The organism is Paenibacillus sp. J5, from assembly GCF_054955055.1.
Genome location: NZ_JBUEDD010000001.1, coordinates 441,200 through 454,107 on the forward strand (window position 1 = coordinate 441,200; position 12,908 = coordinate 454,107).

Here is a 12,908-nt window from a genome sequence, read left to right on the forward strand (position 1 = left end):
GGTATCTCCCTTACATCATGCCGCCCATACCACCCATGCCGCCCCCGGCGCCTGGCAATGCTGGAGCTTCCTTCTCCGGCTGGTCGGCAACCAATGTTTCTGTTGTCAGGATCATAGCGGCTACAGACGCGGCATACTGCAGCGCAGAGCGCGTAACTTTCGTCGGATCTACGATGCCGGCTTCGATCATATCTACCCATTCATCACAAGAAGCATTATATCCGATACCCTGCCCTTCTTTCTTGAGTCGCTCAACGATAACAGAGCCCTCCTTGCCAGCATTGGAAGCAATGATACGTACAGGCTCCTCAAGCGCACGAAGGACGATCTGAACGCCAGTGCTCTCATCCCCATTAGCTTCCAGGTCGGCTACCGACTCATATACATTCATAAGGGCGGTACCGCCTCCCGATACGATCCCCTCTTCAACAGCAGCGCGGGTCGCATGCAGCGCATCTTCGATACGCATCTTACGCTCCTTCATTTCCGTTTCCGTCGCTGCTCCTACGTGAATGACCGCTACCCCGCCAGACAGCTTGGCCAGCCGCTCCTGCAGCTTTTCCTTATCAAATTCCGAGGTGGTTTCCTCCAAATGATGACGAATCTGTCCGATGCGGGCATCAATATCCTCACGTTTGCCCGTTCCATTCACGATGATCGTATTCTCCTTCGTTACACGAACGGAACGCGCATGGCCTAGCTGATCCAGACGGGTCGTTTTGAGGTCAAGCCCGATCTCTTCGGAGATCACTTGTCCACCTGTCAGAGCCGCAATATCTTGCAGCATATCTTTGCGACGGTCGCCAAAGCCCGGTGCCTTGACAGCCACACATGTGAACGTGCCTCGAAGCTTATTGACGACCAGTGTAGCCAACGCTTCACCCTCTACATCTTCTGCAATCAGCAGAAGCGGCTTGCCTTGCTGAACGACCTTCTCCAGCGTCGGCAGTAAATCTTGAATATTCGTAATCTTTTTGTCTGTAATCAAAATATACGGATCAACAAGCTCGGCTTCCATCTTGTCCTGATTGGTGACCAGATAAGGGGAAATGTAGCCACGGTCGAATTGCATGCCTTCTGTGATTTCCATTTCAGTATGAAAGCCTTTGGACTCCTCTACTGTGATAACGCCATCATTCCCTACCTGCTCCATGGCCTCAGCGATCAGCTTCCCGACACTTTCATCGGCCGACGAGATCGCTGCGACCTGCGCGATGGATTGCTTCCCTTCAATTGGCTTGGATATTTCGGCCAATCGCTCCACTGCGCGCTTCACTGCCTTTTCAATCCCTTTTCGGATAATGATAGGGTTGGCCCCTGCTGCAACGTTTTTGAGACCTTCGCGAACCATCGCTTGAGCCAATACTGTCGCAGTCGTCGTTCCGTCTCCTGCGACATCATTTGTCTTCGTCGCTACTTCTTTGAGAAGCTGGGCACCCATGTTTTCAAACGGTTCCTCAAGCTCTATTTCTTTAGCAATCGTAACACCATCATTCGTAATCAGCGGACTGCCGAACTTTTTCTCCAGAACAACATTGCGTCCTTTCGGCCCTAATGTCACTTTGACCGCATCGGCTAACGCATCGACACCACGAAGCAATGCTTTCCTGGCCTCTTCTCCAAACAATAGATTTTTTGCCATGATTACGAATCCCCCTATTCATTTACCTGCGAGATGATCGCCAAAATATCACTTTCTCTAAGGACAAGCAACTCCTTGCCTTCAACCTTCACTTCCGTACCCGAATATTTGGCATATAGCACCGTTTCACCTGGCTTTACTTCCATCGGAACACGCTGGCCATGATGCAGTTGACCGCTACCCACGGCAATGACCTTGCCCTCCTGCGGCTTTTCTTTTGCTGAGTCTGGCAGTACAATGCCGTTAATCATCTGCTCTGCCTTATCGATCGGTTCAATTACAACCCGATCGCCAATCGGTTGAATCATCGTGTTGCCTCCTTCATGATTTGTTGTTCCCCACACTTCTTATTTTGCTGGATTTTCAGTATCATTTCTCTGCTTTCCTTTCATTCCATTCAGCTTTTATTTCATGACTAACAGCATAACAAGCCAACAAGGCGTCTCCTGCAATAATCAGTTGCAAGAGACGCCTTGAATTAGCACAAAAATGACCGTTATTTTTCTTCCTGATCGATGGCAACAAGCTTATGCTTACGAATATTGTAGTCTATGAAAATAAAGAACGTACAGCCGGTTTCGGTATAAACATCATGTGCCTCCATATCCACCGCGGTCAGAAAATCCCCGGCTTTCATGACATCATCGTTAAGTCGAACTTCTCCTTCTACAAGAAAAGCCACCTCTCGCCTTGGATGATCATGAAATGGAATCGAGCTGCCGGGAGCACATTTAACGAGAAATGCAGTACGACCCGTCTCCTCCTCTTCCCACAAATAGGCCATTTCCGTGTTTTCATACATTCCGTATTCCCAATTCATATCTTCCTGACGCACAATCCAATGTTGATTCGTCGTTGTACCCAATGGAACACCTCCCACAATCTTCTTAATGTGCTGAACAACATGTTATTCCCCGCGTTTCCATAATGCCCCTGAGGCCGAGCGTTGCTGCGATAACAGCTTTCTGCGTTCCTGCTCTAATCGTTGCCCTTCATCCGTGCCTTCGATTAACCCCGTAAACATTCGATCTAGTGAAAAATCGGCTTGCACATGATGTGTTTCTCCTGATCGAACAAAGGTTATCTTTACAGGCTGCTTCTTGCCATAGTATCGGGAGATTACTCTTACAAAAGAGGCATAATACGGAACGGCTACATCATCCATCGCAAGAATCACATCACCAGGCTGCAATCCCGCTTGATCGGCGGGGCTATTAGGGAATACATCGAGCAAGTAATTGCCTTGGCCGGAAGCAACCCCTGTTTCTTCATGTTGTACTTCATTCACGGTGCAATTCGTGACACCAAGTCGCGGATAACTAAATAGCTCTGTTCGCAGGTCCATACCGAGCTCGAGTACAGACTTCAAATTCATAAGCGAGCGTCGCCATCCCATCTCAAGACATTCCCGAAACCACTGTCCATACGTGTCCTGTTCATGACCGATCACTTCTATTTTTAATCGGGTGAACGCTCCATATTGCTCCATGGTATACTCCGTCCTTACATGGTACGGATGTACAGAGCCATCTGGAGCCATGGACTCGTAACGATCGGACAGAATGAAGCGCTCTTCATGTACAATGTCCATGATCTCGGCATGATTTATAATATCGCCATAGTATAGGGTATACCGATCCTTGAGCTTGGGTTCATCATAGATACCGGTGGTAATAACCTGATCTGTCAAGTAACTGTTGGAACCCGAAGGGGTTACAATCGACCACCATACTTGATCAATCGGCGCTTCCAACAAAATGATGTTGATGGAGCGGTCTTTCGGACAGTCAATCAAGCCTGTTCCTCCTTCAGTAATGAATACACATGATCTGATCGCTGAATCATGGTCTTAGCCATACTCGGAAACGTATACAGCATACGAATCATATCTATGGATTCATTGGATACTTGTTCGGTCGTCTTTGCCAATGTTCTCAAGGAATGATCATATTGAGGCATGATCCGTTCATCCCGTGTATGCTTGTAGGTTTCCATGGACTCATCCCACGGTTTATTGCTTCGCAGGAAGCCATCCAATGCTGCAGCCAGTGCTTCAGCTCCACAAACAGCATTGTCGATCCCAACCCCTGATACGGGGTGCAAGGTTCCTCCGGCATCGCCAACCAATACCCAGCCCTCCCCGTAAGCTTCTTTAATGAATGAGCGGAATGCAGGGATTCCGCGGACGGTTCCAGCGAATTGTATGTTTTTAATCCGAGGAGCTAGTGTCCTTATACTGCTCAGGAAGTGTACAAAGGAACCTGCCAACGATTTGCTCCAGCGCTTGAATCTATCGTTTGGCACCATGACGGCAATACAGTGTCGGTCACCATCAATCGGGTTGATAATGACAATTCCGTCTTCATGCCAGTACCACTCTATTGTCGGTAACGGCTGAGGAAGGACACCCGATGCATAGACATAACATACACTGTGAAGCGGACTGGGGGGCTGTCGAAGAATTCGGGCCTGAAGCTCCCTGGCTACCATCGAATCCCGTCCGTCAGCTCCGACAACCACCTTGCCGTAATAGTGATGAACCCTCCCCCTATGATCCATGCATGTTAGCTTGGAGACTTGACCACCCTGCCGGACCACGGAAGTAACTCTCATTTGAAGCTTGACCGTCACACTACTATACCGCCCTGCAGCCTCTAGCAGCATGGGATCTAGCAATTCGCGCCGCAAACCAATGACACGGGGAGTGGTCATTAAATCGGCTTCGGTCACTGCGCCATTTATATCAACCCGCATGCGGGAAATAAGAGGAGCTCCTGACTGTTCCATGGATTGGAGAATTCCTAGTCGCTCGTATACTTCAATCTCTCCAATGATATGTGTCGATAATGTAGGGCCAGGCTCTGTATATTTATCTATTAGCAACGTTCGAATGCCCCGCTGTCCTAGAAAGGCTGCCAGTGCAGCTCCCGCACATCTGGCACCTGCTATAATAACCTCAAACATAAAACCACCTCGAACGAATGAAACCAAAGAGACCAGGGGATGGTCTTCTTTGGCCATTTAAAGGGGAGTGATACAGCGGGTTAGTTAGACTGGAGGCAGCCATACAGAGTTCCGACCTGATCGTCCTGATCATTAAAAATCGGAATCGTACCCTCAGAATAAAAGGTTGCGTCCTTCGGAGGAAGTCCGGTAATGCGACCTTTCATATGAATCGGTTGTTTGTTGTGGAACGTACCTTCCGGGGTCTCAATGACCCAGTACAGGAAAGATTCTGCCTGAACGCCATCAGCCATCTTCTTGCCCATCGGAATCGATGCGACTGCTTTAATCGTCTGGCCCTGACCGTGCAGACCGCCACGAACACGAACCTTTTGACCCGGCCAGAGCGTCTTCGAAGTCGCCTCAAGATCGACGTTCATAATTTCCAGCTCGACCTTCGCACCTGACTTCAGGCTGAAGTCGGAGTCGCCAACCACAAACTGGGTCGGGTTCACTTGGGAAAACTGCAGCTCTTCACAACGACCGTCAAGCAGCTCGAAAAATGTTTTGCTGTTGGAGCTTGGTAATGTCATCTCGACCTTGCGGGTTAGAAGTTTCAATGGAACTCCTCCTTTTGCTTGTTTGTCTCCCGGGGACATCTTTATTATCGCACTTCCTGCTGCTCTAACACTCTGCTTCGGTGCGCAGGCCATTCGTGTTTTTGACGCTATCCATTGCATCCCGTCCATAGCCAAGTACAACCTGGGCTGCAGCATAATCGCCAGAATGGGAGATACTGACGAACACCTTCAAATTATGCTGCTCACAGATCTCGAGCGCCCTTCTATATAACACAATATGAGGTTGACCTGACTCCAGATGAACCGTCTCGATATCCAACAGCCTTATCCCTTTAGAAATCCCCGTACCAAGTGCCTTTGAGAACGCCTCCTTGGCTGCCCATTTTGCAGCGTAATGCTGCCCTGCCTTCCGATGCTTCCTGCAGTAAGCAATCTCCTGTTGCGTATATACTCTATTCAGGAAGAGCTCTTGCTGCCTTTGTATTGATTCTTCGATTTGGGGAATATACTGCAGATCGAGGCCGACTCCATAGATCATGTGCTCACATCCTTTGCGGTATGGATCAGTGCCATACTTCTACTATATACTTCAGCGGCTCCCCCGTAATAACGATGCTTCACCTCGCTCCGAAGCAACCGCGCTCGTTCTCTATAATCGTCGGCCATAATGTGCGAGGCCAGATCCATGAGATGCTTTATTGTAAAGGTACCTGGAATCATATATTCGCAAACCCCTTGATCGGTCAGCATACGGGCATTGAATTCCCGCTCTGTATGCGTCGGAATGATGAGTGACGGTACGCCATGCATGACCGCTGACAAGCAGCTTCCATGACCGCCATGATGAATAAACAGACGACATCCATTCAACCATTTGTCCGTGAAATAGGGGATGTGCAGGATATTATCCGATCGCAATGGATCGAGATGAGCTGGAAGGCGATCACGGTTCGCGATTATGATACGCTCTGGACGATTATGATACGCCTCCATCACCGCCTCCAATAGCCGTTCACCTGACTGTCCTGACGAATCCTGCAAACGCCCAGGGTACACCAGAATATAGGGCTCATCGGGCACGCCCAATAATTCACGCTCGGGATGACGGGTTTCAATCGGTCCCACATGTCGCACAGTCTCCCCGGTAACCGGATCTGTCTCTGGAATGCCAGGGATGATATTCAATGTTCCAACATTCAACTCTTCCATACAAGTGATAGCCGGCTGCCCGATTCGTCTAAGAACCCTATTCACGACGGGTGTTACTCTAGGGAGATTACGTGGCGCATCTACCCAGAAACATAGAGGCTTCCCCTCAGGGATGAAGCAGGATTGAGTGATACTCACGCTCGGGATTCCCAGATGTGCTGCGGCAACCAGTGTATGGGGGCTCATGTCCGCCACAATCAGATGGGGACGATATTGCTCCAGCATGCGGATACGATGCCGGAAGAAAGCCTCAGTAAACGTCTCATCCAGCAGTCCCATTTGGGCATAATAATGATCGAGATGATAAAATATGCTCGCTGGCGCGATGATATTCTCTCTTGCAGGCATCGTAGGATCATCGTCGTCAAGCACCATGTAGCCTTGCGCCCGGATATAGGCAGCCGCCTGCGAATCATAGATGCTGAACGCGACCTCACAGCCTCTTGTCCGAAACTCCTCGGCAATAGGCATACAACGCATGACAGGCCCCATGCCTCCACTCAGCCCCATAAAAATGCGATACGTCATGCTGATTCCCCTCCTCCACGAAACCATATTTCAAATGCATGTAACTGCTCCGGCGTTCCTAGCGGCATGCATACTTCGGCAGAATCCAGATAAACCTGATGTCCGAGGTGTATCAGCTCATTATACAGTGGGGCTATATATCTCTCTTCCGACGAAGGACGTATACGGGACCATGCAAGTTCTGCTGCCTGGTGGAATAAGCGCACGGATGAGAAATAATACAGCCCTGCCGTCGCCCATGAAGAGATGACCTCCTTCTCCTTAACCCGTTGAACTAGACCGTTCTCATCAGCCAATGCATAGCTATATGCCGGGTCATCCGACCGGAAGACCGGAATGATGCCCGCAGCACGTTCCTTCATGCTCTGGATCGTTTGGCTGATGGACGATTTCAAGTAGGTATCGCAGTTATATATGATGAGGGGTTCGCCAGGAATCATATAGGAGAGGGCTTCCAATACCGTCTCCGTCTGTCCGTCAGTCACCCGGGGCAAAGCAACAATTCTCGAATCCGGGCAATACGAGCGAATCGTATTTTCTAACACATCGTCTCTCAGATGCTCCTCCAGACAGACGAAAGTGATATCCTTTAATGAGAAATGAGGCGCCAAGCTATCCAATGCCCAATAGAGCATCGGACGGCCAGCAGCCTCAATTAACATTTTGGGCTGATTATATCCTGCCTGTACAAAGCGGCTCCCCTTCCCGGCCATCGGAATTACGATGTTCACTCTCGATCAGCTCCATTCACATACAACCCGGCAATGGCTTCCCAGCCTTCAAAGCGATGCCCTAAATCATCAATGTATAGATCTCCTTGCGGTTTGCCAAACACCAGCTCGTCATAGGGGACGTCATACTGCTCCAGCCAATCCAGTGTCAGCTTGCCGATATTCGCGACTACTTTTCCTACATTGCTGCCGCAGGTTCGCATATTTCGAGCGGTATAGATAATAATCGTATGCCCGGCCGTCTTTAATGACCAGAGTGTCTCGACAGCACCGGGGAGTGGACGCACATCCCCATAGCTTTGATTTTCCTTCTTCAACTCACAGATTGTACCATCCAAATCAACTACCACTCGCATGACACCCCTCCTCTAGTCCAATGCTTCATACAGCAGTCTTGTTGCTACCGCATACATAGCCAACTGGCGATCAGGATGCTCTCGATGATAGGGCAGCATGGACAAATATAGCAGTGCTTCTATCATCTTCACTTCATGCAAGCCTTCAGCCAGACTTTGATCCCATAGCTTGCGAAGCGTCTCATGTTCGTTGTGAAGCGTAATATGAATATCGATCGATTCATCCGTTACATGGATTGTAAAAGCATCTCGGACAATATGCTCATATCCACTCAAGCTATGTCGTACCTTGGCAAGATCATAGCGCTGGTCACCATAGATCCCTTTACTTCCAAAACGGCCACGAGGGTCTATCATATAGACGTTATCTTCAGCCAGATCATAGAAAAGATTGGAGAAGCATAAGTCACCATGAATAATTCCAGCTAGCGGTCTCTCCAGCAGCTTACGGAAATCGCTCAAATGCTTATGAAAAATATAGAGCGGGCACATGACCTGCACGCCATTGAGGCGATAAAACCCGCGTTGTCTGATCTTACGCGCCCAATCATTATGCAATATAAACGAAGACAAGCGTTGCATGGTTTTAGCGATATACATCTTCTCCAGATGATCCTTCGATATTTCACGTGGATATTCCGAGAAATTTCGAAAGATTGTTTCCAGATTTCCAAAAAACAATTTCCAGCGCTCGACTGGCATCATCCGGTTCACAAACAAATCGCCCACATTCGGGTGGGGAATCCAGTTCATCGTCAGATGTACGGGCTCTTGTAATGAATACTCCTGTATTAACGGTATGTAGCCATGCCACTTCTTCGGAAGGTCTAGAAACCAACCGATCTCATCCGCGAGCTTGGCACTTTTTAATGGACTTGTCTTTGTAACGGTACCCGCTACCGGATCATGTACAATGTGATTAAAAAATCTGCTCTGCACCCTTCGTCATCCTTTCATGAAGATAAGCTCTTGCGATTCCTAAGATATTCAGAAGGGTTAATACCGACCATGCGTTTGAATACCCGTCCAAAATGCGTCAGATCACCATATCCGACTGCGTAGCAAACCTCGGTAACCGAGGTTCCCTCCTGAAGCATAAGCTTAGCCTTCTGGATTCGCTTATTCATGATGAACTCCTTGAAACCGATACCAAGATAGGTTTTAAATATACGTGAATAATGACATCGGCTAACATATATGCTCGCAGCCACCTTTTCTAGTGACAGGTCATTTTCACATAGATTTTCTTCAATGAACTCCAGCGATTTGTGGAGCATGGGATGTATCTCCTGCTGCTCAGGAGGAGAAGAGGGTTTAGAGATTAATCCCACAGAGTCCATCAGAGATTGTAAGACATACATATCCGCTTGGCTCATATTCAATAAGATCATCACAGGACTTTCCACCTGAAGCTTGTCTAACCTCCAAGTCGGAGGCAACGTATCTTCGCAGGTCAGAAACACAATTAATTTATAGGCGTTGTTTTGTACAAGCTCCATCACATGGTTAAAGTTGGTTTCAGCTAGAACAGACATATGAGGAAAGAATTGCTGCATTCGCTGATATTCGTCCTTGGTTAATAGATGGCTTATGGCAAGAAGCGTATCCAATTTCACTCTCCTCCTACTCCTATTTGCCTTCATCGTATCAAAGGTTTCTTTTATTTAATCTGCCTGTATTGATCAAATCTAGGAAAATATTGACGCATACTGAAGTACATTAATTCTTATCCTGCTGTAAAAAAACGATCGGCTTATTGTGTTGAGCCTTCGGCATTTGTCTATACTTTTCCAGCTCGTCCGATGATAAGAAGTACGTCCTTACCTCACTGCTAGGTGATTCACGTTTCTCCGTTTTGTCATGTCTTGGTATAATCGTTCGTTTGAATATATTATTCCTGGTCAACGAAGCCACTCTCCCTTAGTTTGCATTGTTGGATGAAATAACGGGGATCAAGCTTGTACTGCGTACAATCAACGATAAGCTCATCCCAGCGTTTGAGTGCCCCGGGGCGCATCAGTGTCTTGCGAGTATGACGCAGCGAAGCCTCACCATGCCACTGTCCGAACTGATCATTCAACGTATGCTCAAGCTGTGAAGCAAGGATTTCCCCGAATAAATAGTTGTAGTAATACACGGGAAGCGTAGTTAAGTGGGCCTTGCTGGCCCAATAGGGGTAATCCCATTCATCGGGTCTTGCTATACCCTGGATATCCTCAACCAGATCCCACCAGAGGGAGTTCAGCGACTGCCCGGGATCTCGATAGAGCTCCTGTTCAAACTTGATTAAGGTCATCATCCAGTAGGTTTTGATCAGCAAATGAATTCGGTTTCCAGAGGGTATAGAAGAGGGGGTAATTGGGATATGTTGCCATTTTGAGTAGAGCTGTGGGGATGTCGCAACTCGTTCAAAGAGCAGAGCGATTCCCTCGCTCATAAAGGTATGGGCAGGTTGTCGGAGTAGAAAGGGAAGCTCCGCATCCAGAGATTGCTCATATAGGGCATGGCCTAGTTCGTGCAGCAACAGAGCCAGGCCTCGTTCATCTGGAGAAAGGTGACAGGATAGACGGATGTCCATGCCGCGGTCGATGTTTAAACAACAGTTGGCTTGGCTTTTTGAGGAACTCAAGGTAATATCTGCACGGGATAGGATGGGAGAAATATCGAAGCCCCGCTCTCGAAACCATGGCTTGATTAGAGGCAATACCTGCTCCCAATCAACAGGGGATGGAAGATGGTTAGCCATATCCTCTTGGAAGAAAGGATGGTGGTAGTGCCACGAACGCAGGTCAGCAACCGGTATGGCATGGAAAGCGGCTAATTCATTGTCGAGCTGATGTTTGGCAGCAAGATAGGAAGCGTCAAGTCCGTCTCGAATTCGTTCCATGACAGACTCCAGCATAGCGAGATCTACATCTTGAATGGCCAGCTTCATCTCAAAATAGTTCGCGTATCCCTGCTTCTGGGCTACACGGTTGCGAAGGTGAACGAGCTCCAGCAGCTTGGGGGCCACCCGCTCTCCATTCTGCATATAGCTCTTCCAGAGCCGCTTGCGCTCCTCCCCGCCTTTTAAGCTCTGTAGAAGTGACAGCACCTCGTGCTCGGATAACTTATTCCCGCCAAACTCGGTACGGTACGTCATGATCATATAATGGAGTTCGTTCCATAATGATGTCATCCGTTCACGCAGTTCTGCGGTGTCAGCATGTTCTCTTATTTCTCCTTGCAGCACATGCAACTGGCGAATGAGCGGAAGAGTATGGCTATCCTCCATACTCTCCAGACGTTGCAGCCATCGCTTGACTCCTTGCTTCAGCTTCCCGGAAGCGATCTTCTCCTGATAGCTCCGCTCATCTGCCTCACATTGCTCCGCCCATTCCTTGTCTCCGGTCATCATCACCTGCCACAGGGAATTCATCATCGATGTATAGTCGCGCCGGAGCGTATCGTTTACCTGCTTCAAATATCGTTCAGCTTCTTGCTTCACTCTCTGATTCATGATTGGGATACCCGTTTTTTAAACATCTCTACTCCTCCCGACTACGTTAGTCATTAGATACTTGCAAGACTGCTCTGGTTACACCATCAATGAGCTGCTGTGACTCTTCTCTAGTCATTGTAAGGGGGGGATACATGAGAAGCGTGTTGTTAAAATAATTCCCTAGTATGCCCTCTGAATGCAGCGCCTTTGATAATTGCTGACCGAATGCATAATCTACAGGTGTCTTGCTCTGCTTTTCTTGTACGAACTCGATGGCAAGCATGAGACCCATTCCTCGAATATCACCAACATGGGGATGATGCTGTAGATTGCTGCGCAGTGACTGTAGAATGAGTTCCCCATGCTCACGTGTCTTGTTCAGAAGCTCTCCTTCTTCTATTAGGTCGAGTACGGCTAAAGCTGCGGCGCAGCCCACCGGATGTCCACTCTGGGTAGACCCATGCAAGAAGATCCCGCCATCACCGAACAGTTGACGGGCAATAGAGGTCGAAATTAATGTAGCTCCCATGGGAAAGTAGCCGCCAGTCAACCCTTTGGACAGGGTCAGCATATCAGCCTGCACACCATAATGATGGGAGGCAATCCAACTCCCCGTTCGTCCAATGCCTGTAGTCACTTCATCCATAATAAGCAGAATGCCGTATTTTTCAGTTATTTCCCTCACTGCCTGGACATATTCGACAGGTAATGGATGGATACCGTTTACCCCCTGAACCGGCTCTAGCAGTACAGCCGCTACCGCATAGGAACCAATATCAAAGATAATTTCCTCCAGCATGTCCAGACAATACTTCACGACCCCATCTGGGGTTCCTTCAATTGGAGGCCGAAATCCAAACGGAAAAGGTGCTGCATAACAATGGGACATCCCTGGGCCAAAGGATTCCTGAATACCAAGATGCGTTACCGCTCCTGTGCCGTAGGTTGTACCATGATAGTTGCCCTCCAAGCTGATGAATGCGGTCCGTTCTGGTTTATTTTGTGCGATAAAGTATTGGCGGGCAAGCCTCATCGCCGTCTCGACTGCACCCGAACCATCCGTCCCGTAAAATACCATACCGAATGGGTCTCCTACGATGTGCAACAGGCGCTCTGATAGCTGCTGAATCAGAGGATGTGTCTGCCCGCAGGTCGATCCGAAGCTTAATGTCTCGTACTGATGGCGTATACGGTTCATAACTTGTTCATTGCCGAGTCCAACTGACGGAACGGCTGTAGTTGTGTAGAGATAGGGCCGTTCGTCTGTGTCATAGACCCAGGAACCGGAACCCCTGTGGAGCATGATATTATGCTGATGAAACAAATCTCCCGCCTCCCCCTCATATCCCGGCATAAACGTAAACGGATGGAGGACAGGATAACGTTGCTCATGAGTAGCTTCTACTTTCTGTTCCATTTCACACCTCTTTTTATCTT

General features: G+C 48.6%; 14 protein-coding genes. All 14 read right to left on the reverse strand.

The features are described 5' to 3' along the window. Window positions 1-10: 10 nt before the first annotated feature. The 14 genes from groL to ACY1JZ_RS01795 all read right to left on the reverse strand — a co-directional run bounded on the left by groL (window position 11) and on the right by ACY1JZ_RS01795 (window position 12,888). Window positions 11-1,642, reverse strand: a complete 1,632-nt coding sequence (gene groL / locus ACY1JZ_RS01730) for a chaperonin GroEL (RefSeq protein ID WP_462627798.1) — start codon at window positions 1,640-1,642, stop codon at window positions 11-13. A 14-nt stretch (window positions 1,643-1,656) separates the two neighbouring features. After that, window positions 1,657-1,950, reverse strand: a complete 294-nt coding sequence (gene groES, locus ACY1JZ_RS01735) for a co-chaperone GroES (protein ID WP_462627799.1) — start codon at window positions 1,948-1,950, stop codon at window positions 1,657-1,659. A 188-nt stretch (window positions 1,951-2,138) separates the two neighbouring features. Beyond that, complete coding sequence (locus tag ACY1JZ_RS01740; protein ID WP_462627800.1) at window positions 2,139-2,507, reverse strand: cupin domain-containing protein; 369 nt, start codon at window positions 2,505-2,507, stop codon at window positions 2,139-2,141. 42 nt (window positions 2,508-2,549) lie between these two features. After that, window positions 2,550-3,437 carry an SRPBCC family protein gene (locus ACY1JZ_RS01745; RefSeq protein WP_462627801.1) on the reverse strand — a complete coding sequence of 296 codons (888 nt, stop codon included), beginning with the start codon at window positions 3,435-3,437 and terminating at the stop codon, window positions 2,550-2,552. After that, window positions 3,434-4,606: an NAD(P)/FAD-dependent oxidoreductase gene (locus ACY1JZ_RS01750; RefSeq protein WP_462627802.1), complete on the reverse strand. Its 1,173-nt coding sequence runs from the start codon at window positions 4,604-4,606 to the stop codon at window positions 3,434-3,436. Before ACY1JZ_RS01750 ends, ACY1JZ_RS01745 begins: the two co-directional genes overlap by 4 nt. Before the next feature lie 80 nt (window positions 4,607-4,686). After that, complete coding sequence (locus ACY1JZ_RS01755) at window positions 4,687-5,205, reverse strand: hypothetical protein (protein ID WP_270168540.1); 519 nt, start codon at window positions 5,203-5,205, stop codon at window positions 4,687-4,689. Between the two features lie 64 nt (window positions 5,206-5,269). Next, complete coding sequence (gene acpS / locus ACY1JZ_RS01760; RefSeq protein WP_462627803.1) at window positions 5,270-5,704, reverse strand: holo-ACP synthase; 435 nt, start codon at window positions 5,702-5,704, stop codon at window positions 5,270-5,272. Continuing rightward, the gene (locus ACY1JZ_RS01765) at window positions 5,701-6,903 is read right to left on the reverse strand and encodes a glycosyltransferase (protein ID WP_462627804.1); all 1,203 of its coding nucleotides are present in this window, start codon (window positions 6,901-6,903) and stop codon (window positions 5,701-5,703) included. Before ACY1JZ_RS01765 ends, acpS begins: the two co-directional genes overlap by 4 nt. After that, complete coding sequence (locus tag ACY1JZ_RS01770) at window positions 6,900-7,634, reverse strand: glycosyltransferase family 2 protein (protein ID WP_462627805.1); 735 nt, start codon at window positions 7,632-7,634, stop codon at window positions 6,900-6,902. The genes ACY1JZ_RS01765 and ACY1JZ_RS01770 overlap by 4 nt, the downstream gene beginning before the upstream one ends. Beyond that, window positions 7,631-7,990, reverse strand: a complete 360-nt coding sequence (locus ACY1JZ_RS01775) for an HAD family hydrolase (RefSeq protein WP_270168536.1) — start codon at window positions 7,988-7,990, stop codon at window positions 7,631-7,633. The genes ACY1JZ_RS01770 and ACY1JZ_RS01775 overlap by 4 nt, the downstream gene beginning before the upstream one ends. Window positions 7,991-8,002: 12 nt before the next feature. After that, the gene (locus tag ACY1JZ_RS01780; RefSeq protein WP_462627806.1) at window positions 8,003-8,929 is read right to left on the reverse strand and encodes a BUD32 family EKC/KEOPS complex subunit; all 927 of its coding nucleotides are present in this window, start codon (window positions 8,927-8,929) and stop codon (window positions 8,003-8,005) included. Between the two features lie 14 nt (window positions 8,930-8,943). After that, window positions 8,944-9,606, reverse strand: a complete 663-nt coding sequence (locus tag ACY1JZ_RS01785; protein WP_270168534.1) for a helix-turn-helix transcriptional regulator — start codon at window positions 9,604-9,606, stop codon at window positions 8,944-8,946. Window positions 9,607-9,881: 275 nt separating this feature from the next. Continuing rightward, window positions 9,882-11,489, reverse strand: coding sequence for a M2 family metallopeptidase (locus tag ACY1JZ_RS01790; RefSeq protein ID WP_462627807.1), 1,608 nt, complete (start codon window positions 11,487-11,489; stop codon window positions 9,882-9,884). Between the two features lie 46 nt (window positions 11,490-11,535). Beyond that, window positions 11,536-12,888 carry an aminotransferase family protein gene (locus ACY1JZ_RS01795; protein ID WP_462627808.1) on the reverse strand — a complete coding sequence of 451 codons (1,353 nt, stop codon included), beginning with the start codon at window positions 12,886-12,888 and terminating at the stop codon, window positions 11,536-11,538. Window positions 12,889-12,908: the final 20 nt, after the last annotated feature.